Below are 20,729 nucleotides of genomic sequence, written 5' to 3'. Positions count from 1 at the left end.
CCGATCTTCAGTCGCAGTCCACCGATTGCTGACCGCCGCGGGCCTTCATCCGGTACATGCGATCGTCGGCCTGTTTGAGCAACTGCATCTCAGCCTCGCCATCCTCCGGGTACAACGCGATGCCGATGCTCATGCCGATCTCCAGGCTGTGCCCGGTGATACTCAACGGCTGTGCGAAGGCGCTGCGTACCTTCTCTACCACGCGCTGGGCATCCTCCGGTTCGACAATGCTTTCCAGCAGCACGACGAACTCGTCGCCCCCCAGACGCGCCACGGTATCGGTGTCGCGCACGCAGGCGGTCAGGCGATCGGCAACCGCACGCAGCAGCTGATCACCACCGCCGTGGCCGTAGGTATCGTTGATTTGCTTGAAGCGGTCCAGGTCCACATAGAGCAAGGCGATACGCCCGCCGTTGCGCCGCACGCGCGCAAGCGCCGTGCCCAGGCGGTCACGGAAGCACGCGCGATTTGGCAGCCCGGTGAGTTCGTCGTACTGCGCCATCCGATGCAGGCGCGCATACAGCTGCTTGCGCTCGATCGCCGTGACCACCTGAGTCGAGACGAACTGCAGCAGCTCCTGATCCTTCTCGGTGTAGGGCGCCGCGGTGCTCTTTAGCAACAGCACGCCAATCACGCCCTCGCTCGAGTTCAGGGGCACACCCAGCCACCAGGCACGGATATCACCGTCACCGAGTGGAAGTGCCAGCGCACGCATCGAGTCGGCGTTGAAACGCAACGCCTGTGCGCCATGCAGAACGGAAAAGCACAGGGACGCCGCTGGCTCCGCCGGCAGACCGGTCGAATCGAGCGTCAGTGCCTGGTAGGGATAAGTCAGCTCGCCACTGGCAGCATTGCGGATGGCGACGATGAAATCGTCTACCGGCAGCAGACTGGCGATCGTCAGATGAATCTGCTGATAGAGGGCGGCGAGATCCTTGGCCCCGTGCGCCGCTTCGGAAATCGAATAGAGCGCTGCCTGCATGGCTTCGGACTGCTTGCGCTGGGTGATATCGCGCGCCACCCCGATACGCAGCTTGTTGTCCGTTGACCAGCAGGCAGACCACATGATGTGCGCCACGCTGCCGTCCTTGCGCACGTAGCGATTCTCGAAGTGCAGCAGCGGCTGGCTGGCCATGACTTCCTGTGCGGCTGCCACGGTGCGGGCCCGGTCTTCGGGATAGACCATTTCGATCATCCGCCTGCCCACCATTTCTTCCGGTGTATAACCGAAGATGCGCTCACAGGCGGCGCTCACGTAAACGATGTTGCCCTGCGCATCGACGACGCAGATGGCATCCAGCAATAGATCGATGACACTCGCCAGGGGCGCGCAGCTATCCGTCTTCACAGCGGCAGACCTACTTCGGCCATGGGGCACGGGGCGGGCAATCGAGGCCGGCGCTTGCGCGCGGTGCAATCTGTCCAGCCCTTGCGTCTAGCATCGCCTATATCCGATCCCGCCGCGCAGTTTTTTATCGCTCTGCCTGCTCACTGCACCCAGCGGGGGTAATAGCCAAGTACAGCCTGCGTACTGGCTTCCTGCAACGCCACGACGTCGTCCGGCACGCCATCCCCGCTGTGTTCCGGGCGGTCACCGCGGAAGAAGAAGCGACGCCCGTCGCCGAGAGTCAGGTAGAGGCCGACCGCGCCGTGTCCGGACAGCGGAACCAGGACCAGTTTCCCATCCCCGTAGAGGTCCAGACTTCGTGCATGGCCCAGATAAGGCCTGGGCCGGAAATCCAGCGACTGCCAGCGCACCGGGTGGCGAAACTGGCTGGCAAGCACAGCCGGCGCCGTCGCCGTTTTCAGGTAGTCAAGCGTGTCTGAACTGGCCAGCACCGGCACATCGGGATAATCGGCCAAACCCGAGGCATGCTCCCAGCGCACGCACCCCAGCACGATGCGATCGACCGTCAATCCGTCCTTTTCCAGCTGATCGCGCACCGGTCGTACTGACCCGTAACGCTTGATCCGCCATGGCAGCTCGGCATTCCACTGTGCATCGATCTGCCGACCCAGGCCGGTACCGAACAGCAGCCGATTGCCGCGATGCTCGATAAGCACCGCGATGTGCTGTGTTGGGGGCAGCGCCTGCCAACCGTCACGGCGTAGCAGGAAATCGCCACTTTCACTCTGTGCGGTCCTCACCAGGCTGAAACGCAGCCCGTCTGTTGCGCGCGCCTCACCGGCAAAGCCAGACAGCGGCAGCAACAGCGCGACAGCCAACAGCAGCCACGCTCCGCTCCGCTTGCCCGGCGACCGGCAACCGTCCGCCAGCGCTCTGTTCTGTGCGGTCATGACGGCTACAACCCCGGCATGCCGGCACAGCCCGGCAATGCGCGAACAAGCCTGAACGGGTCGTGCAGCGTCGGAAAGGACGCGCGGTCATTGAGCTTCATGGCACTACCCTCGCTGTTGGTGTAACTGGATAATAGACAGACCAGTCTGTATACTACAAGCACCAACGAGAGTACGGTCAGCTGGAGCGAACGACGAGCGCTCCCGCATAATGCTCGGCCGCAGGAGGTATCCATGGCATTGAACAAGCGCGACCAGTTGCTCAACACCGCCGAGAATCTGTTCTACCGCGAGGGTTATCACGCGACAGGCATCGACCGCATCCTGGCCGAGTCCGGTGTGGCCAAGATGACCCTGTACAAGCACTTCAAATCCAAGGACGAGCTGATTCTCGCCGTACTGGAGGCACGTCATGAATTGATGCTGACGCGCCTGCGCGAACGGGCCACCAGGATGCCGCCGCGCGAAGCGCTACTGCGCGTGTTCGATGGCTTGCACGGGATGATCCATGGTGGTGAACAGTTCTGTGGCTGCCTGTTCATCAACGCAGCAGCGGAATATCACGACCGTGATCATCCGATTCATCAGCGCTCAGCGGCTTACAAGGCCGAGCTGCAGGCCCACTTGCGCGGACTGCTGGAGCACATGAGTGCACCACAACCGCTGCAGCTGGCGCGGCAGCTGCAGTATCTGCTCGAAGGGGCGTTGAGCATGGCGCATATCGAAGGGCCCGGCGAACAGGCGCTGGACGCCAAGGCCGCCGCCGAATGCCTGCTGAACGCCGCAGGCATCTGAGCGCGCCGTTCAGGCGCGCCCGATAAGCGCCGTCAGTGGGCGCTCGCCTCGTCTTCGCGAACCCGGAACCAGGCCGCGTATAGCGCCGGCAGGAACAGCAGCGTCAGCGCGGTGGCGACGATCAGCCCGCCCATGATCGCCACAGCCATCGGCCCGAAGAAGATGCTGCGCGACAGCGGAATCATCGCCAGCACCGACGCCAGCGCAGTCAGCACGATGGGTCGGAAGCGGCGTACGGTGGCCTCGACGATGGCGGTGAAACGTGCATGCCCGACACCGATGTCCTGCTCGATCTGGTCCACCAGGATCACCGAGTTGCGCATGATCATTCCCGACAGCGCGATGGTGCCAAGCATTGCCACGAAGCCGAACGGCTGGCCGAACAGCAGCAGGAACAGTGCGACACCGATGATGCCCAGCGGCGCAGTGAGGAACACCATGGCCGAGCGTGAGAAGCTCTTGAGCTGCGCCATCAACAATGTCAGCACCACGATGATGAACAACGGCATGCCGGCGTTCACCGAGCGCTGGCCACGTTCGGAATCCTCTACCGTGCCGCCGACCTCGAGCAGGTAGCCGCCGGGCAACTGATCCCGAATGTCGGCCAGGGTCGGCTCGATCTCACGCACCAGCGCAGCCGGTTGCTGCTCCCCGTACACGTCGGCACGCACGGTGACCGTAGGCAGGCGGTTGCGATGCCAGATCACGCCCTCTTCGAAGCCGTACTCCAGCGTCGCCACCTGCGACAGCGGCACGCTGCGGCCGCTCTCGGTGGGAATCGCCAGGCTCGGCAGCATCGACAGCTCGAGCCGCTCGCGCTCGGTGCCGCGCAGGAGGATCTCGATCAGCTCGTTATCTTCACGGAACTGGCTGACGCTGCTGCCGGTGAAGGTCCGTCGCAGAAAGCCGGACAGTTCGGCGGTGGTCACGCCCAGTGCGCGGGCACGATCCTGATCGACGTTCAGCCGGACCATCTTGCTCGGCTCCTGCCAGTCCAGGTGGACGTTGGCCACATGCGGATTCTCGTTGACCTTGGCGGCGACCTGGCGAGCCAGCCCACGCACCACGTCGATGTGCTCGCCGGTGACACGGAACTGCACCGGATAGCCCACCGGCGGGCCATTCTCCAGTCGCGTCACGCGACCACGCAGGCTCGGGAAGTCCTCGCGCATGCGCTCGATCAGCCAGCTGCGCAGGGCCTCGCGGGACTCGATGCTGTCGGCCAGCACGACGAACTGGGCGAAGCTGGTCGCCGGCAACTGCTGGTCCAGCGGCAGGTAGAAACGCGGCGAGCCGGTGCCGACGTAAGCCACGTAGTTGGCGATGCCGGCCCGTTCCTTGAGTAGCTGTTCCAGCCGTGCCACCTCCGCTTCGGTCGCCTTCAACGAGGCGCCTTCGGCCAGTTTGAGATCGACCATCAGCTCCAAACGGCCGGACGCCGGGAAGAACTGTTGCGGCACCAGGCGGAACAGCACCACGGCGGCGGCGAAGATCGCCAGGGTGAGCAGGATGACCGTCTTGCGGCGGCGCACGCAGAAGGTCACCACGCGCCGTACGCGCTGGTAGAACGGTGTGGCGTAGGGATCGTGGCCGTCGCCACCGCTCTGCTTGTGTGCCGACTTCTTGGCCAGATCCGGCAGCAGCTTTTCGCCAATCAGCGGTACGAACATCACCGCGGCGATCCAGGATGCGATCAGCGAGATGGCCACCACCTGAAAGATCGAGCGGGTGTATTCACCGGTACTGGAATTGGCGGTGGCGATGGGCAGGAAACCCGCGGCGGTGATCAGCGTACCGGTCAGCATCGGGAACGCCGTGCTGGTCCAGGCGAAGCTGGCAGCCTTGAGGCGGTCGTAGCCCTGCTCCATCTTGATCGCCATCATCTCCACCGCAATGATCGCGTCATCCACCATCAGCCCGAGGGCCAGTACCAGGGCCCCGAGGGAGATCTTGTGCAGGCCGATATCCAGATAGCTCATGGCGGCAAAGGTCATCGCCAGCACCAGCGGAATCGATAGCGCCACCACCAGGCCGGTACGCACGCCGAGCGAGAAGAAGCTCACCAGCAAAACGATCACCAGCGCTTCGATCAATACCTTTACGAATTCGCCGACGCTGGTCTTCACCGCAGCCGGCTGATCCGAGACCTTGCGTAGCTGCATTCCGGCCGGCAACTCCTGCTGCAGACGGGCAAATTCCTGCTCCAGTGCCTGGCCCAGCACCAGGATGTCGCCACCGCTTTTCATCGATACCGCCAGACCCAACGCCGGCTCGCCCATGAAGCGCATGCGCGGTGCGGGCGGGTCATTGAAGCCGCGATGCACCTCGGCGACGTCGCCAATGCGGAAGGTGCGTCCGGCAACGCGGATGGGGAAGTCGCGAATCTCCTTGACCGTCTCGAAGCTACCGGTGACGCGCAATTGCACCCGATCACTGATCGTCTCGACGAAACCGGCGGCAGTCACCGCGTTCTGCGCCTCCAGGGCCTGACGCACGGCCTCCAGTGGAACGCCGAGCGTGGCCAGCTTGACGTTGGAGAGCTCGATCCAGATCTTCTCGTCCTGCAGGCCGATCAGCTCCACCTTGCCGACATTCTTCACCCGCTGCAGCTGCAGCTGGATGCGGTCGGCGTAGTCCTTGAGGATCGCGTAGTCGAAACCGTCGCCGGTCAGGGCGTAGATGTTGCCGAACGTCGTGCCGAACTCGTCGTTGAAGAAGGGTCCCTGCACACCAGGCGGAAAGGTGTGCTGGATGTCACCGATCTTCTTGCGGATCTGGTACCAGAGGTCGGGGATGTCCTTCGAGCGCATCGAGTCGCGCGCCATGAAGGTGACGTTGGATTCGCCCGGCCGGGAGAAGGAGACGATGCGCTCGTACTCGCCGGTTTCCATCAGCTTCTTCTCGATGCGTTCGGTGACCTGGCGCGACATTTCCTCGGCCGTGGCGCCCGGCCACTGCGTCTGGATGACCATGGCCTTGAAAGTGAATGGCGGGTCCTCGCTCTGTCCGAGCTTGCTGTAGGACAGCGCACCGACGATCGCCAGCAGCAGCATCAGGTAGACGACGATCTGCCGGTTCTGCAGCGCCCAGGCGGAAAGATTGAAGCGCATCGCGATTACTCCTGGGCAGCCAGCTCGACGGGGCGGTTGTGGCGATCCACCGGACGCACCGGCTGGTTATCGCTGAGCATCTGCACCCCGGCCAGCACGACCCAGTCGTCAGCCTCCAGCCCCTCGAGCACTGGCACCAGCTGCTCACCGAACGGACCGGTCCGAACTTCCACCCGCTCCACGGTGGAATCAGCCTTCAGCCGCCAGACATGCGCCCTGCCCTGCTCTGCACTCAGCGCCGAGAGCGGCACCGCCAGCGCCACCTCGCCATCACGACGAATGCTGACCAGCGCGCTCTGGCCAAGCTCGGCCGGCACTTCCTGCTCGCTGAAGGCGACGCGGGCGGAATAGGTCCGCGATTGCGCATCGGCGGCAGGCGAGAGTTCGCGGATCTTGCCCAGATAATGGCGCCCCGGCTGCGACCACAGCTCGACCTCGACGTCCTGGCCAACCCGGTAGCGCTCCAGCGACTGCTCCGGCAGATTGATGGCGACCTCGCGCTCGCCATCTGCAGCCAACACGAAGGCGGTCTGCCCGGCGGCGACCACCTGCCCTACCTCGATGCGGCGCTGCGCAATCAGACCATCACTGGTAGCGCGCAGCACGGCGTAATCGACCTGGTTGCTGGCCACATCGAATTCGGCCCGCGCCTGCTGCAGACGGGCCGTGGCGGCGCGGTAGGCGTTATCGGCATTGTCGAACTGCGACTGACTGACCAGTTGGCGGCCGAGCAGCGCCTTGTAGCGGTCGTGTTCGGCCTTGGCCACGCGCAGATTGGCTTCCGCTGCCGCCACCTGCGCGCGCATGCCATCCAGCTGCAGCCGCACATCCTGCGGATCGAGGCGTGCCAGGGGCTGATCCTTGCGTACGCGGTCGCCCGCTTCGACCAGGCGCTCGACGACCTTGCCGCCGATGCGGAAGGCCAGCTCAGGCTCGTAGCGCGCGTGCACTTCGCCAGGATAGCTCTCGCGCGCTTCGCTGGCCGGCTGCGGCTGCACCACCATGACCGGCCGCGGCAGCTGCTGTGGCGGTTCGCCGTTGCCGCAGGCGACCAGAACAAGTGCACAACCGAACATAGAGGCAAGGGACAAGGCATGTCGGAACACGATGAAGTCTCTCTGTCGCGAAGCGGATTGGAATACTTATACTGAGCGGTATAGTAAAAATACCGTACCAGCCAGTCCACTATTAAAACGCCCATGACAGAAATCCAGTCCATATCGCCCGGCCCCGGTCGCCCGAAGGACCCCGCCAAGCGCGAGGCGATCCTCACTGCCGCGCAGGTGCTGTTCCTCGGCAACGGCTACGAAGGCAGCAGCATGGAGGCCATCGCCGCCGAAGCCGGCGTTTCCAAGCTCACGCTGTACAGCCATTTCAAGGACAAGGAAGCGCTGTTCAGCGCAGCCGTGAAGACCACCTGCGAGACGCGCCTGCCGAGGCGGCTGTTTCAGGTGGACGCGGACTGCGATATCGAGACGGTGCTGCTGGCGATTGGCAGCGCCTTCAATGAACTGGTCAACAGCCCTGAATCCATCGGCCTGCATCGGGTGATGGTGGCAATGGCGACGCAGAATCCGGGGCTGGTAAAGATGTTCTTCGATGCCGGCCCGCAGCAGCTGCTGTGCGACCTGCAACAGCTGTTCACCAGGGCCGACGCGCTGGGCCTGCTGCAAATCGACGACCCATTGCGGGCCGCCGAGCATTTCTGCTCGCTCATCAAGGGTGCCCAGCACTTCCGCCTGCTGGTCGGCTACGCCGAGGCGCCCACCGGTGAGGAAGGCAACCTGCACGTACGGGATGCGGTGAGCGTATTTCTGCGCGCCTATCGCCGCTGACCTGAGCAAGCGAGAGGTTGCAGACTGGTGAGTCAGCCCTGCAGCTTCTTTTTCGGATAGATGTCGTAGCGGCTGGATTTGCCGTCCAGGCTGTAGCCGGGCTTGGCGCCTTCGATTGCCGGCGCCTTGCGCGGACGCTTGACCACCACCCGATGGCTGGCCAACTCCAGCGCCGCGGCCAGCAGTGCCGGGGCATCCATATCGTCGCCAACGAAGGGCCGGAACAGGCGCATCTCCTTCTTCACCAGCGCACTCTTGTCGCGATGGGGAAACATCGGATCGAGGTAGATCACCTGCGGAGCCTCGCCCTGCCACTGCTTCATCAACTCGATGGCATTGCCCCTGAGCAGAGTCATCCGCGCGGCGATCGCGCCAACCTCGGCGTCCACAGCCGCGCGACTCAGGCCATCTTCCAGCAGCGCGGCAATCAATGGCTGGCGCTCGATCAGGCTGACCTCGCAGCCCAGCGTGGCCAGCACGAAGGCGTCGCGTCCGAGGCCGGCGGTGGCATCCAGCACCCGCGGTCGGACGCCGGGCTGGATACCCACCGCCTTGGCGATCATCTGCCCGCTGCCGCCGCCGAACTGACGCCGGTGTGCCGCTGCGCCCTCGACGAAGTCCACCCGTACCGGCCCCGGCGCCTGCGCCTCGAGCATCAGCAGCTGCAAGCCGCCTTCTCCTATCTGCAGGGCGAATTCGGCCCCATCCAGCTCTTGCGGCAAACCCAGGCGCAGCGCCCAATCGTGGGCTGCGGCGGCAAATTGCGCAGCGAGCGGCTCGACCCGAACCAGAGGATTGCTTGCAGACATGGGACACCAGCAACGATTAAAACGGCGCATTGTGCCAGAGCATTCCCGGCTGCGCCCGAGGCGTCAGCGGCACATGCCGAAACCGCCCATATCCACATGAAAATGATCATGATGCGCCGTGTTGTACTCAGGCCCCAGCGTCACGTTGAACGCCTTGCAGGCCGCATCGCGCACCTGGCGCAGAAAACGCGCCTTGTCGCCGTCGCCCTGCCAGTCCCTCGCCACGGTAATACGGGTGCCATCCTTCAGGTGAAAGCCCGCCATATCCAGGGCGTTGGCGCTGGCGTGCTGGCTGCGGCGATTGCTGCGCGCGATGTTGCGACAGGCAAAGCTGCCGAAGTGATCGATGCGCACCACGGGCTGGCCGAACACCGCCTGCGCGGCCGGTTGCAGACCGTGCAACTCGAACATGGCATAAGCCGCCGCCAGCGGGCAGGTGGCGAGAAACGGTCCGTTGAAGCGCACGTCCGAACCCTGGACCCGGACGCTGTTCTCCACCGGACAGCCCGGTTCCGGCGTGCTGTCCGGCACGACGACATAGCGCAGCGGCGCCGTGCCAAGCGCCTGTTCGCAGAGCGTTCGATCCTGCTGCAGCCGGCGAAGTTTGAGCGGCGTCAGCAGATTTGGCGGCTCACGAATGTCCAGCGGTGCCCACGGATTCCAGCGCGGCGGAATCTCGATCAGCTGCTGCCGGACCGCGAGCACGAAGCCCGCCAGCAGCAGCAGGAGGAGCAGAAGAAAGCGGCCAGATGTCATTCCTTATGGGCAACGCCAGGCGCGCGAAGTTGGGGGCATTGTTTTACAAAAGTGGTCGAGCCGCAGAGTTGACTCAATCGGCGAGCAAGGACAGTTGCGGCGCGACCTGCAGCGAAGGCAGGGCCGGCAGGCCGGGCAAGCGCTCGCTCAGCAACCGGTGAAAACGCATCGCCAGTTCGGGTGCGCGGTGATTGTCAGGGGTATGCAGATAGACATGCGGCGCCTTGCCCGCCTCGATCCAGCCAGCCACCTTGTCCAGCCAGGGCGCCATGAATGCGTCGTTCGCCTCCAGCTCCGGGTGACCGACGAAGCGCAACTGCGGGAAGTCGCTGAATGCTACCGGGCGCACCGGCAACCGCGGCTTCTTGCTTTGCGCATGCAACACCGCCAGGTCGCGGGACTGGCAACTGAACAGCGCACGGGTATCGATACAGATGCGCTCGACACCGCGATCACGCAGCAGTCGATTCAATGCACGTTCGCCCTCGCCCTTGTCGAAGAACGCCGGGTGCCGCACCTCGATTGCCAACGGCCTGACGAAACCATCGATGAATGCGGCAAGTTCGCTTAACCGCGAAGGCCCCACGCTGGCCGGCAACTGCAACCAGAAGGGCGTCACTCGCCGCCCCAATGGCAGCAACAGCTGCCGGAAGGCGTGCGCTTGCTCCAGCGCCGCGTGCAGATCGCTGGCCTGACTGATTTCGCGGGGAAACTTGGCGCAGAAGCGAAAGCCTTCTGGCATCTGGCTGGCCCAGCGCCTGACCTTCTCCTCAGAAGGCCAGGCATAGAGCGTGGTGTTGCCCTCGACCGAGTTGAAGACCGAACAGTAGCTGGCGAGGAAATCGGAAGCGGGCGTACCCGTCGGATACAGGCCACCCAACCAGGCACTCTCGTTCCAGGAGGGACAACCGAGGTAATAGGGAAGCGCTGGCAGATCGAACCGCCTCAGGCGTACAGGTCGAGTCCGAGCACTTCGGTGCCGTCGAAATCGACACGGAAATTCGCCGTACTGGTGTAGCTGGCCAGCGCCTGAGCCACGCGGCTGGACAATGGGCGCTCCGGCTGTGGCTCGTCATAGCGGAATGCGGCGTAGCGCTCGACCAGAGCGCTGGAATTGACCCGCTGCTGCGGACGATCAGCCTGAGGCTGATAATCCTGCCCGGAGCGGCTGTCGACCCCGCGCTGCGCCTGCGCCGCCCGCTGCGTTTCCCCATAGCTGTCCGCCGCCCTGCCGGTACGGGCAGAACGATCCGTTGAATAGGGAACAGGAAAGGAGCTTTCGACGCGCATCATTCGACTCGATCAGAGGCCCGGCGACTCTAACGGGCAGCCAGGAGTTTGGCAACGCCCCTCGTCATTTGATCCCTTTGGGCGTTGCGACGTTGTCGCGCAGATACACCGGCTGGGCCTGATCGGCGTCCAGCGCCTCGCCGCGCTGCCAGGCGAAGGCCGCCAGATGCAGGAGGTCTTCGGCGTGCGGCAACATGCCTGCGTCGCTTGCTCGTACAGCTGCCGGAATCCGCTCGGCATAGCCCCAGCCGGTGCCAGCACCGAACCAGTCGCCGCCGGCAGCGCGCGGCAGAACGGCCTGCTCGGGCGGCAGCACGGCCTCGCTACCGACGAGCTGCATCTCACCGCCGTGCTCGCGATAGCAGCCCCAGTAGACCTCGTCCATCCGCGCGTCGATGGCGGCGGCAACCTGCGCCGCGCCATGTTCACGCCAGGCCCGCTGGGCAATGGTGGCCAGGGTCGAAACCGGCAGCACCGGCCGTTGCAGCGCGAACGCCAGCCCCTGGACCACACCGATGGCGATTCGCACACCGGTGAACGCACCCGGGCCCCGACCGAAGGCGATGGCATCCACCGCGGACAGTGCAACGCCGGCCTCACCGAGCAGCGTCTGCACCATCGGCAGCAGCCGCTGGGCATGCAGGCGTGGAATCACCTCGTAGTGGCTCAGCACCTTGCCGTCATGCAGCAGAGCGACTGAGCAGGCTTCGGTGGCGGTATCCAGGGCCAGCAGAGTGGTCATCGCGTTGGTCCGATCGGTAAAAGGCGCAGATTCTAACGCATTCTCGGAGCCGGTTCTTTTCTCGTCGCCCTGAGCTTCGGGCAAAAAAATGCCCGTATCGTCGGATACGGGCATTTTCATCGATCCGCGCAGCGCGGGTTCGATCAGCTCAGCGCGGCGAACACCTTGGCGGTGATCTCGTCTACCGAACCGACACCCTCGATACGGCTGTACTTCGGCGTGCCCTCGGCAGCGGCCAGGCTCTGGTAGAAGTCCACCAGCGGCTTGGTCTGCGCATGGTAGACCGACAGGCGATGACGCACGGTCTCTTCCTTGTCGTCATCGCGCTGGATCAGCTCCTCGCCGGTTTCGTCGTCCTTACCGGCAACCTTCGGCGGGTTGTGCTCGGTGTGGTAGACGCGACCGGAGGCCGGGTGCACACGACGGCCGGCAATACGACCGACGATCTCCTCGTCGTCCACGGCGATCTCGATGACGTTGTCGATGCGTACGCCGGCTTCCTTCAGCGCTTCGGCCTGCGGAATGGTGCGTGGGAAGCCGTCGAACAGGAAGCCGTTGGCGCAATCTGGCTGAGCGATGCGCTCCTTGACCAGGTTGATGATCAGATCATCGGAAACCAGGCCGCCGGCATCCATCACGCTCTTGGCTTTCAGACCCAGCTCGGTGCCGGCCTTGACGGCTGCACGCAGCATGTCGCCCGTGGAGATCTGCGGAATACCGAATTTTTTGGTAATGAAGCCAGCCTGAGTACCTTTTCCGGCACCGGGCGCTCCCAGCAGAATCACACGCATGATGAGTCCTCGAGTTTCTTAGAAGGGGGGTGACCCTGCCAGCGGGCCGCAGTGGCTCATCGCTGGCGAATCAAAAATTCTGGTTTGCCGCCATGCGACAAAAGGTTGAACACGATACACAGCGCACCGAGACCGCACAAGCCGTCCCGAAAAGCTCTATCGAACCGCATAAATGTCGCGATTCGACGCAACTGGCAGCCAACGGCGGCGCCCGCTGACGCCGCCGAGCAGTGCGCTACGCAACCTCAGCCGGTATTACGCAAACCTGCCGCGATGCCCGCCACGCTGACCAACAGGGCCTGCTCGAGCGGGCTTTCTGCCGGGTTTTGCTGCTGCCGGGAACGGGCCAGCAGTTCGATCTGCAGCAGGTGCAACGGATCGAGGTAGGTATTGCGCAGGCTGAACGCCTCCTGGGTCTTCGGGCTATGGTCGAGCAGATCGACCTGGCCGGTCACGCGGAGTACGGCACCGACCACCTGCGACAATCGGTCACGCAGATCGCTACCGAGCGAAAGCAGTTCCGGCTGCACCAGACGCTCATCGTAACGCCGTGCGATATCGGCATCGGCCTTGGCCAGCACCATCTCCAGCATGTCGATGCGGGTGGTGAAGAACGGCCAGCGCGCGCGCATCTCCGCCAGACAATCGCCCTCTCCGCGCTGCAACGCGTTGTGCAATGCCTGTTCCCAACCCAGCCAGGCGGGCAGCATCAGCCGCGTCTGCGTCCAGGCGAAGATCCACGGAATTGCCCGCAAGCTTTCCACCCCGCCTTCCCGGCGTTTGGACGGCCGACTGCCCAACGGCAGGCGTCCGAGTTCGAGCTCAGGTGTCGCCTGGCGAAAATAGTCGACGAACAGTGGATGCTCGCGCACCACGCCCCGATAGGCCGCCACACCTTCGGCGGCAAGGCGATCCATGGTTTCGCGCCAGCCAGGTTCGGGCATCGGTGGAGGCAGCAGCGTCGCTTCGAGCACTGCCGCGAGATAGAGGTTGAGGTTCTGCTCGGCGATATCCGGCAGGCCGAACTTGAAGCGGATCATCTCGCCCTGTTCGGTGGTGCGGAAACGGCCGGCCACCGAACCCGGCGGCTGCGAAAGGATTGCCGCATGCGCCGGACCACCGCCGCGCCCCACGGTGCCGCCGCGGCCATGGAACAGCAGCAGTTCGACATCATGCCCCCGGCAGACCTCCACCAGTTGTTCCTGTGCACGGTATTGGGCCCAGGCGGCCGCCGTGGTGCCGGCGTCCTTCGCTGAGTCCGAGTAGCCGATCATCACCTCCTGTGGACCGTGCAGGCGCTGGCGATACCCCGGCAAGGCAAGCAGACGGTCGATGATCGGCGCGGCATTGTTCAGGTCATCCAGGGTTTCGAACAGCGGCACCACACGCATTGGCCGCTGCAAGCCGGCTTCCTTGAGCAACAGCTGCACGGCGAGCACGTCGGAGGCCGCATGCGCCATGGAGATGACATAGGAACCCAGCGAGGCCGCGGGTGCTTCGGCGATCACTGCACAGGTGGCCAGCACCTCCGCAGTATCGGCAGACGGGTGATAGTGGGCCGGCAGCAGCGGCCGGCGATTGCTCAGCTCATGCTGAAGCCAGTCCAGGCGCTTCTGCTCATCCCACTGCTGATAATCGCCGAGGCCGAGGTAATCGGTGATCTCGGAGAGCGCGGCGGCATGGCGAGCGGCGTCCTGACGGATGTCGAGGCGCACCAGGAACAGCCCGAACACGGCCAGGCGCCGCAGACAGTCGAGCAGTGCGCCATCGGCGATCATGCCCATGCCACAGGCATGCAGCGAGCGGTAGCAGAGCTCCAGCGGCCGGCGCAGCTCCGCGCAATCCTGCAGCACCTCGATCGGTGCGGGCTGACCATGTTCGATGGCTGCCCGCGCCCATTCGCGGGTCGCGCGCAAGCGTTGCCGCAAGGGCTTGAGCAGTACCCGATAGGGCTCGGCCGAATCGCCGCTCTGGCGCAGCAGCTCTTCGCTGGCTTCGCGCATGGACAACGCGGTGATCAGCCCTTCGATCTCGCGCAGGTACAGGTCGGCAGCCATCCAGCGAGCCGTCAGCAGCACCTCGCGAGACACCATTGCGGTCACGTTCGGGTTGCCATCGCGGTCGCCGCCCATCCAGGAAGCAAAGCGGATCGGCGCCGCCTCCAGCGGTAGATGCAGCCCCGTCGAGCGCCTGAGGGTCGCATCGGTCTGGCGCAACACATTGGGTATGGCCTTCCACAACGAATTTTCTATCGCGGCGAAGCCCCAACGGGCTTCTTCCACCGGTGTCGGCCGGTTGCGGCGAATTTCCTCGGTGTGCCAGACCTCGGCGATCAGGCGCTGCAACTGCAAGGCGATCTTCGCCTGCTCGTCCTCGGAGAGGTCGGTATGGTCGCGCGCCGCGAGTTGCTCGGCGATCGCGTCATATTTCTGGATCAGCGTGCGGCGCGATACCTCGGTGGGATGCGCCGTGAGCACAAGTTCGATTTCCAGGCGGCTGACCTGCCGCGCGATGAACTCGTTGTCGTGCCCGGCCGCCTTGAGACGCTCGATGAGATCGGCGAACACCCCGATCTCGAACGGCGCCGGCTCGCCTGCGGCGCGCCGGCGCACCTGATGGTACTGCTCGGCGATATTGGCCAGATTGAGGAACTGGTTGAAGGCCCGAGTCATCGGCAACAGCTCGTTCTCATCCAGGCTGTCCAGCGTTTCGGCCAGCAGCCTGGCTCCGTCGGCCGACCCTTTGCGTGCCGCCTTGGCGCCCTTGCGGATGCGTTCGATCTTGTCGAAGAACTGGTCGCCGTGCTGCGCACGGATGGTGTTGCCGAGCAGTTCGCCGAGCAGGTGTACGTTGTCGCGCAGACGTGCATCGATGATTTTCGCCATGACCTTCTTGCTCCTCCCGCCAATACGGCCAAATGAGTTTCGCGAGCCTCGCCCGAATTGTGCGACCGGTGCGCCGCACTGCATCAGACGCTCCGCTGGGAAAACGATCCTGAACGGCTACGCTGAAAATATCTCCAACCAGAGTGCCCACCACGCCGGGCCATGACAAGACGTCAATGCCGGCATCGTTGGGCAGTGGCATGAAAGCTACACGTCATTACCGCTCGTAAGCGCGGGCAAAGGAGTAATCATGAGAATTTCCGAGCTTGTCAGCCATTGGGAACGGGACGCCAAAGGCCACATGAGCCAGACCACGTACAGCATTCCGCTGGACGTCGAAAGCGCGGCGCGACTTGCTGCGCTCGCCGAGATGTACCCCAAGCGCAGCACCGAGGCGCTGCTTGGCGAACTGGTCGGCGCGGCGCTTGAAGCCGTTGAGACCAGTCTGCCCTATGTGCGTGGCACGCAGGTGATCGCCACTGACGAGCAGGGTGATCCGGTGTACGAAGACGTCGGTCCCACTCCCCGTTTCCTCGAGCTTTCGCGCAAGCACCTCAAGCGCATGCTCGACGAAGAGGCATCGACCGCGCCGTCCAGCTGAGCGGCACAACACCGCCTTGCCGCGCCGGCGCCCTACCTGGGCGCCAGGCCTCCCCCTCCGCGTAACCAGTCCCAGCCACCCGTACGGCAGGTCCTCGCTTGCTCATCCGAGAGGACGTTCCTCGTGACAGCCGCTCTAGCGCGGCAATTTGGACTGAACGATTAGCGCTGCCAGGCCTCACAAAAATATGTCCCGACATCGGTAGTGACCTAATCAGCACTGCCCAGCCAGGGACGGTAGCTATCCGTATGCCATTCGAACTGGAGACTGACCATGAACAAAGCTGTCGCAACCCACGCTTCGAGATTTCAGCTACCCAAGCTGGCAGCCATTGCACTTGGTGGCCTGCTGCTAACGGCGTGTGCAGGCAACCCGCCGACCGAGCAGTTCGCCGTGACTGAATCAGCGGTACGCAGCGCCGTGAGTGCAGGCGGCCCCGAGTACGCAGCCGTCGAAATGCGCGCCGCGCAGGAAAAATGGAAGCAGGCCGAAATGGCCATGCAGAAGGAAAACTACGAAGAAGCCCGCAAGCTGGCCGAACAGGCCGAATGGGATGCCCGTGTCGCCGAGCGCAAGGCCGAAGCGGCCAAGGCTCAGAAAGCCGTCGACGACGCGCAGCAGGGAATCCAGGAACTACGCGAAGAAGGCATGCGCAACGTTCGCTGATTCCACCAAGCCGCCATTCCATTTATAGCCATAGGATGAACTCGTCATGCACAAGCTCGTAACTCTACCTACCATGTTGGCCCTGAGCATCGGCCTGGTGGCCTGCGCCAGCCAGCCCAACGAGAATCTGGAAGAAGCCCGCAGCAGTTTCACCTCGCTGCAAAGCGACTCGCGCGCCAGCAAGGTCGCCGCCCTGGAAACCCAGGACGCCAGCAACATGCTGGACAAGGCGAACAAGGCCTATCTCAATGATGCCGACAAGGAGACGGTCGATCAGCTGGCCTACCTGACCAAACGCCGCATCGAACTCGCCGAGCAGACGATCGCTTTGCGTGCTGCCGAAGAGAATCTGGGCAAGGCCTCGGCACAGCGTGCCGAAGCGCGTCTGGAAGCTCGCGATGCACAGATCCGCAAGCTGCAGGAAGACATGCAGGCCAAGCAGACCGAGCGCGGCACGCTGGTGACCTTCGGTGACGTGCTGTTCGATCTGGACCGCGCCGAGCTCAAGCCCGGCGGCATGCGCAGCGTGCAGAAACTGGCTGATTTCCTCAACGACAACCCCGAGCGCAAGGTGATCGTCGAGGGCTACACCGACAGCACCGGTTCCGCTGAATACAATCAGCGCCTGTCGGAACGCCGTGCCAACTCGGTGCGCGCCGCGCTGGTGAAAATGGGCGTCGACCCGCAGCGCATCGTGTCGCAGGGCTATGGCAAGGAATACCCGGTAGCAAGCAACAGCGACTCGGCCGGCCGTGCCATGAATCGTCGCGTGGAAGTGACGATCTCCGACGACAACAAGCCGGTGGCGCCTCGCTCGTCGATGCGCTGATTCAGCACATCACAGGCTGAACGAACGCTCCCGACGCCATCAATCGCGTCGGGAGCGTTTTCGTTTCAGGTTGCGGGGTCGCTTGCAGCGCACCCGGCCACTCAGCGCAGCAGGCCCGCCGGGACCTGTTGTTCCATGCAGCGCACCGCGCGTTTCTTGTTGTCCACCAGCACACCAGTCAAGCCCTTCTGCTCGGTATCGAACAGCACCAGCACGCCATCGATGCACTGCGCCACCTGCGAGGCCGGCTTCAGCGATACCCGGTAGTCTTCGCCGGGAACGGTCTTGAGCATGGTGTAGTCAGCCAAGAGCAGCGCGTCTTCAGGCTTGGCGATATGCACGTAACCGTAGTAGGTCAGCACGGCGACGGTGCCGACCACGCTGCCGATGGCGGTAAGGATCAGCGGAATGGGATTGCGTTCGGACATGGACGATCTCAGCGAGCCAAAGCGCGCATTGTGGCAAATTCGAGTGCTCCGGCGTCAGCTCATTTGCCGCCGGCACGGGTTTCGCCACGCGCCTGATAGGTGGCCTCGTAGACCCGCTCGGCCAGGCGCGAGAACGGCAGGCTCTGAATCCAGACACTACCGGTGCCCTTGAGCGTAGTCAGCAGCAGCCCCTCGCCACCGAACAGCATGCTGCGCAGACCGCCGGCCAGCTGGATGTCGTAATCAATACCGGGGGTGAAGGCGACCAGGCAGCCTGTGTCCAGGCGCAGGGTTTCGTTGCGCAGTTCCTTGCGGATCACCGTACCGCCGGCGTGAACGAAGGCCAGCCCGTCGCCATCCAGGCGCTGCAGAATGAAGCCCTCGCCACCGAAGAAGCCGGCACCGATACGCTTGCTGAAGCTGATGCCGATGCGCGTGCCATAAGCTGCGCAGAGAAAGGCATCCTTCTGGCAGATCAATTGTCCACCGAGCGCCGCAAGGTCCACCGGCACCACCGTACCGGGATACGGCGCGGCAAAGGCGACCCGTGCCCGGCCCTTGCCCTGATTGGTGAAGTGCGTGAGAAACAGCGACTCACCGGTGATCATCCGCTTGCCCATGCCCCACAGCTTGCCCAGTACGCCGCTGGCCGAGCCATCGCCCATGCGTGCTTCGAAGCGCACGCCATCGGTCATGTAGTTCATTGCGCCGGCCTCGGCGATCACCGTCTCGCCGGGATCGAGGATGATTTCCACGCTCTGCGCGGACTGCCCGAGGATTTCGTATTCGAGTTCGTGACTGGCCACGGCGAGCTCCTGATCCTGTGATTGCGGCACAGCGAGAGCGGCCTTGGCCTGCCCTCGCCTACTTGCGCCCGAGAATGCGCAGGATACGCAGGAACAGGTTGATGATGTCCATATAGAGCGCCGCGGCGCTGTCGATGGCGTTGTCCAGCGTCTTCGGTATCTGGTTCGCCCTACCCCAGTCGACGCCGACATAGCCGCAGAAGATCAGCACCACGATCCAGTCGATCACGCCGTGGTGGATGCCGAGGATGAACACCTCGACCAGCTCGACGACGATCACCAGCAGCAACGCGATCGTCAGTGCGCTGGCGATGCTGGCGAAAAAGCGCGGAAACAGCGTGCCGAGCAGCATCATGCCAAGGGTTACCAGCGCGGTGATGCGGATCGCCTCGTACACCAGCGCGCTGTCGTAGCGGCTGACCACCAGGTTGACGATCAGCCCGAACGGCACCACCACCAGGTTGTAGCCGAGAAAGCTCACCCAGGGCTTGTCAGAGCTGTGGAACAGCCAGGCACCGGTCAGGCAGCTGGCAAAGTAGCCGCCAATGAACAACCAGGGATGGATGCTGCGAATGGACTCGACCGGGATGTTGCCCACCATCCACCAGTTGATCCAGAACCCCCAGCAGAGGGTCAGGCCGATGACGAGGTTGTAGGCGCCAGCCGAAAGGGTGCGGTCCAGCGGGCTGGACCGGCGGGCAAAGACGGGGTTTTGCATGTCGTTACGCTTCCTTGCGTGAGGTATATCCGGTTGTTCGGGATCAGAGAATGTTGGCGTAATCGGCTTCGATGCGATCCAGGCTCAGGTGATTCAAGAAGTTGGAGAAGCACATCCAGGCCGACAGCGCGTTGAGATCCTGGAACTGCTGCGGCAGGTACTTGGGCGGCACCACCATGCCCTCGTCCACCAGCTGGCGCAGCGTGCGCATGTCTTCCAGCGTGGTCTTGCCGCAGAACAGCAGCGGAATCTGCTCGAGCTGGCCCTTGCGCACGGCTAGCTGGATGTAGTTGTAGATCATGATGAAGCCCTTCAGGTAGGACAGGTCCTTGGTGAAGGGCAGGCCATCCGGTGTCGAGCCACGGAACACGCGGCTGGCGTTGCTGTAGCTCTCGTCGTCGCCATAGCCCTGCTCGCGGAAGAAGGCAAACACCTCCAGGAAGTCGGCGCCCTCCTCGGCCATGTGAATGGCGCGGGTGCGGTTGGTCAGCTTGCGCAGACGCGTCGGGTAGGAGGCGAAGGCGATCACCTCCATCAGGATTGCCAGGCCTTCCTGGGTCACCGTGGAGGATGGCGGGCCCTTGGCGAGGAAGGTGCAGATCGGCTGGTTCTGGCCGTTGAGCGTGGTGCCGACGTGCACCAGCCCTTCATGGACCTCCAGCGCACGCACGTCCCGCTCGTTGAACAGGGCGTCGCTGCGGATCTTGATGTAGTCGGCACCGGCGGCCGCATCGGCGAGGATGCCGTCGGATTCGAAGACGCGGATCACGCCCTCGCCTTCTCCGAACACCACATCCAGACGTTTTTGCAGCAGCTCCACGGCCTGCGGCGCGGTGAGATTCTTCGGCTCGTCGCGCAGGTCACCGCGATCGGCAATGTTGTTCAGGTAATCGGAGAGCATCAGACCGAGGTCGGCCAGGGTTGGGTCACCGGCGTGGAAGGCATCGGATGCCGCGCCGTAGAGTTCCTGGGAGATCATGCCGAAGTCCGGCGTGCCGCGCGCCTCGAGCATGCGGATGACCATGCGGTATTCCTTGCACATGCGCCGCATGATCTGCCCGACCGGGTTGAACTGGCCGAGCTGACGGGTGATGTCACGCTCGATATCCTGGAATTCCTGCTTCTTCGCGCTAGAGTCGAAGGCCAGCGGGCGGCCCTCGTAGTAGGCGCGATCGATCTTCGGCAGCTCACGGCCCTTGGCGGCGAAAAAGCCCTGGCGGGTGTTCTCGTCCCACTTCACCGCGTCCAGCACGCGCACCGGGGTTTGCGCCTCGACGATGCGGTCGGACAGCGCACGCACAATGCTCTGGTATTCGTCCAGGTTGTTGCGGGTATTCATCGCTACCTCTTCACGGATGATCCGTACCGTT

General features: G+C 63.9%; 20 protein-coding genes. 5 read left to right on the top strand and 15 right to left on the bottom strand.

What is annotated here, in order from left to right; translation table 11 throughout:
* Positions 1-7 precede the first annotated feature (7 nt).
* Positions 8-1,348 (bottom strand): sensor domain-containing protein, encoded by a 1,341-nt coding sequence (locus tag EA798_RS06475; RefSeq protein ID WP_122098430.1) that lies wholly within the window; start codon positions 1,346-1,348, stop codon positions 8-10.
* Between the two features lie 140 nt (positions 1,349-1,488).
* Entirely contained in the window at positions 1,489-2,298 is an 810-nt protein-coding gene (locus EA798_RS06470; protein ID WP_122098429.1) for an MBL fold metallo-hydrolase, read from the bottom strand.
* A 234-nt stretch (positions 2,299-2,532) separates the two neighbouring features.
* Here EA798_RS06470 and EA798_RS06465 point away from each other — a divergent pair, with 234 nt between their 5' ends.
* On the top strand, positions 2,533-3,093 hold the full coding sequence (locus tag EA798_RS06465) for a TetR/AcrR family transcriptional regulator (RefSeq protein WP_122098428.1): 561 nt from the start codon (positions 2,533-2,535) through the stop codon (positions 3,091-3,093).
* Positions 3,094-3,125: 32 nt separating this feature from the next.
* On the opposite strand, the gene EA798_RS06460 is transcribed toward EA798_RS06465, so the two are convergent.
* Together EA798_RS06460 and EA798_RS06455 are read right to left on the bottom strand one after the other, a co-directional pair.
* Positions 3,126-6,203, bottom strand: coding sequence for an efflux RND transporter permease subunit (locus EA798_RS06460; RefSeq protein ID WP_122098427.1), 3,078 nt, complete (start codon positions 6,201-6,203; stop codon positions 3,126-3,128).
* A 5-nt stretch (positions 6,204-6,208) separates the two neighbouring features.
* Positions 6,209-7,309, bottom strand: coding sequence for an efflux RND transporter periplasmic adaptor subunit (locus tag EA798_RS06455; RefSeq protein WP_122098426.1), 1,101 nt, complete (start codon positions 7,307-7,309; stop codon positions 6,209-6,211).
* A gap of 93 nt (positions 7,310-7,402) precedes the next feature.
* Between EA798_RS06455 and EA798_RS06450 the strand changes: the two genes are divergently transcribed.
* Complete coding sequence (locus tag EA798_RS06450) at positions 7,403-8,038, top strand: TetR/AcrR family transcriptional regulator (RefSeq protein WP_122098425.1); 636 nt, start codon at positions 7,403-7,405, stop codon at positions 8,036-8,038.
* Positions 8,039-8,070: 32 nt separating this feature from the next.
* Here the strand turns inward: EA798_RS06450 and EA798_RS06445 are convergent, their stop codons facing one another.
* The 7 genes from EA798_RS06445 to ppc form a co-directional block, all read right to left on the bottom strand.
* Positions 8,071-8,847, bottom strand: a complete 777-nt coding sequence (locus EA798_RS06445; protein ID WP_122098424.1) for a class I SAM-dependent methyltransferase — start codon at positions 8,845-8,847, stop codon at positions 8,071-8,073.
* Positions 8,848-8,910: 63 nt separating this feature from the next.
* Positions 8,911-9,603 carry an extensin-like domain-containing protein gene (locus EA798_RS06440; RefSeq protein WP_106158176.1) on the bottom strand — a complete coding sequence of 231 codons (693 nt, stop codon included), beginning with the start codon at positions 9,601-9,603 and terminating at the stop codon, positions 8,911-8,913.
* Between the two features lie 73 nt (positions 9,604-9,676).
* Positions 9,677-10,474 carry a DUF72 domain-containing protein gene (locus EA798_RS06435; RefSeq protein ID WP_122098670.1) on the bottom strand — a complete coding sequence of 266 codons (798 nt, stop codon included), beginning with the start codon at positions 10,472-10,474 and terminating at the stop codon, positions 9,677-9,679.
* Between the two features lie 74 nt (positions 10,475-10,548).
* Positions 10,549-10,893, bottom strand: coding sequence for a hypothetical protein (locus EA798_RS06430; protein ID WP_106158175.1), 345 nt, complete (start codon positions 10,891-10,893; stop codon positions 10,549-10,551).
* 64 nt (positions 10,894-10,957) lie between these two features.
* Complete coding sequence (tsaB, locus tag EA798_RS06425; RefSeq protein ID WP_122098423.1) at positions 10,958-11,635, bottom strand: tRNA (adenosine(37)-N6)-threonylcarbamoyltransferase complex dimerization subunit type 1 TsaB; 678 nt, start codon at positions 11,633-11,635, stop codon at positions 10,958-10,960.
* 143 nt (positions 11,636-11,778) lie between these two features.
* Positions 11,779-12,426, bottom strand: a complete 648-nt coding sequence (gene adk / locus EA798_RS06420) for an adenylate kinase (RefSeq protein WP_122098422.1) — start codon at positions 12,424-12,426, stop codon at positions 11,779-11,781.
* A 245-nt stretch (positions 12,427-12,671) separates the two neighbouring features.
* Positions 12,672-15,311, bottom strand: a complete 2,640-nt coding sequence (gene ppc, locus EA798_RS06415; protein WP_122098421.1) for a phosphoenolpyruvate carboxylase — start codon at positions 15,309-15,311, stop codon at positions 12,672-12,674.
* Positions 15,312-15,561: 250 nt separating this feature from the next.
* Here ppc and EA798_RS06410 point away from each other — a divergent pair, with 250 nt between their 5' ends.
* The 3 genes from EA798_RS06410 to lptF all read left to right on the top strand — a co-directional run bounded on the left by EA798_RS06410 (position 15,562) and on the right by lptF (position 17,407).
* Positions 15,562-15,912, top strand: coding sequence for a pilin assembly protein (locus EA798_RS06410; protein WP_106158171.1), 351 nt, complete (start codon positions 15,562-15,564; stop codon positions 15,910-15,912).
* A 273-nt stretch (positions 15,913-16,185) separates the two neighbouring features.
* A complete protein-coding gene (locus tag EA798_RS06405; RefSeq protein WP_015276413.1) occupies positions 16,186-16,578 on the top strand; it encodes a DUF4398 domain-containing protein in 393 nt (130 codons plus the stop codon).
* Positions 16,579-16,624: 46 nt separating this feature from the next.
* The gene (lptF, locus tag EA798_RS06400; protein ID WP_106158170.1) at positions 16,625-17,407 is read left to right on the top strand and encodes a lipotoxin F family OmpA-related lipoprotein LptF; all 783 of its coding nucleotides are present in this window, start codon (positions 16,625-16,627) and stop codon (positions 17,405-17,407) included.
* 101 nt (positions 17,408-17,508) lie between these two features.
* Here lptF and EA798_RS06395 read toward each other — a convergent pair whose 3' ends face one another.
* From EA798_RS06395 to EA798_RS06380, 4 genes are read right to left on the bottom strand one after another with little or no spacing between them, the layout of a single operon-like run.
* Positions 17,509-17,835 (bottom strand): PA3694 family proteiin, encoded by a 327-nt coding sequence (locus EA798_RS06395; RefSeq protein ID WP_106158169.1) that lies wholly within the window; start codon positions 17,833-17,835, stop codon positions 17,509-17,511.
* A 59-nt stretch (positions 17,836-17,894) separates the two neighbouring features.
* The gene (locus EA798_RS06390) at positions 17,895-18,641 is read right to left on the bottom strand and encodes a TIGR00266 family protein (protein ID WP_106158168.1); all 747 of its coding nucleotides are present in this window, start codon (positions 18,639-18,641) and stop codon (positions 17,895-17,897) included.
* A 58-nt stretch (positions 18,642-18,699) separates the two neighbouring features.
* The gene (locus EA798_RS06385) at positions 18,700-19,359 is read right to left on the bottom strand and encodes a Bax inhibitor-1 family protein (protein ID WP_122098420.1); all 660 of its coding nucleotides are present in this window, start codon (positions 19,357-19,359) and stop codon (positions 18,700-18,702) included.
* A gap of 43 nt (positions 19,360-19,402) precedes the next feature.
* Entirely contained in the window at positions 19,403-20,698 is a 1,296-nt protein-coding gene (locus tag EA798_RS06380) for a flavohemoglobin expression-modulating QEGLA motif protein (protein ID WP_106158166.1), read from the bottom strand.
* Positions 20,699-20,729: the final 31 nt, after the last annotated feature.

Origin of the sequence: Pseudomonas songnenensis, from assembly GCF_003696315.1 — a bacterium.
GTDB classification, from domain to species: domain Bacteria; phylum Pseudomonadota; class Gammaproteobacteria; order Pseudomonadales; family Pseudomonadaceae; genus Stutzerimonas; species Stutzerimonas songnenensis.
The sequence above is the reverse complement of the archived record's forward strand: the minus strand, read 5'-3'. Positions and strand labels throughout refer to the sequence as shown.

Coding starts and splice junctions, on each gene's coding strand:
- EA798_RS06395 (WP_106158169.1), bottom strand. CDS start 17,835: ATGTCCGAACGCAATCCCATTCCGCTGATCCTTACCGCCATCGGCAGC.
- EA798_RS06465 (WP_122098428.1), top strand. CDS start 2,533: ATGGCATTGAACAAGCGCGACCAGTTGCTCAACACCGCCGAGAATCTG.
- EA798_RS06470 (WP_122098429.1), bottom strand. CDS start 2,298: ATGACCGCACAGAACAGAGCGCTGGCGGACGGTTGCCGGTCGCCGGGC.
- EA798_RS06380 (WP_106158166.1), bottom strand. CDS start 20,698: ATGAATACCCGCAACAACCTGGACGAATACCAGAGCATTGTGCGTGCG.
- EA798_RS06405 (WP_015276413.1), top strand. CDS start 16,186: ATGAACAAAGCTGTCGCAACCCACGCTTCGAGATTTCAGCTACCCAAG.
- EA798_RS06430 (WP_106158175.1), bottom strand. CDS start 10,893: ATGCGCGTCGAAAGCTCCTTTCCTGTTCCCTATTCAACGGATCGTTCT.
- ppc (WP_122098421.1), bottom strand. CDS start 15,311: ATGGCGAAAATCATCGATGCACGTCTGCGCGACAACGTACACCTGCTC.
- EA798_RS06460 (WP_122098427.1), bottom strand. CDS start 6,203: ATGCGCTTCAATCTTTCCGCCTGGGCGCTGCAGAACCGGCAGATCGTC.
- EA798_RS06440 (WP_106158176.1), bottom strand. CDS start 9,603: ATGACATCTGGCCGCTTTCTTCTGCTCCTCCTGCTGCTGCTGGCGGGC.
- EA798_RS06385 (WP_122098420.1), bottom strand. CDS start 19,359: ATGCAAAACCCCGTCTTTGCCCGCCGGTCCAGCCCGCTGGACCGCACC.
- EA798_RS06450 (WP_122098425.1), top strand. CDS start 7,403: ATGACAGAAATCCAGTCCATATCGCCCGGCCCCGGTCGCCCGAAGGAC.
- tsaB (WP_122098423.1), bottom strand. CDS start 11,635: ATGACCACTCTGCTGGCCCTGGATACCGCCACCGAAGCCTGCTCAGTC.
- EA798_RS06445 (WP_122098424.1), bottom strand. CDS start 8,847: ATGTCTGCAAGCAATCCTCTGGTTCGGGTCGAGCCGCTCGCTGCGCAA.
- lptF (WP_106158170.1), top strand. CDS start 16,625: ATGCACAAGCTCGTAACTCTACCTACCATGTTGGCCCTGAGCATCGGC.
- EA798_RS06410 (WP_106158171.1), top strand. CDS start 15,562: ATGAGAATTTCCGAGCTTGTCAGCCATTGGGAACGGGACGCCAAAGGC.
- adk (WP_122098422.1), bottom strand. CDS start 12,426: ATGCGTGTGATTCTGCTGGGAGCGCCCGGTGCCGGAAAAGGTACTCAG.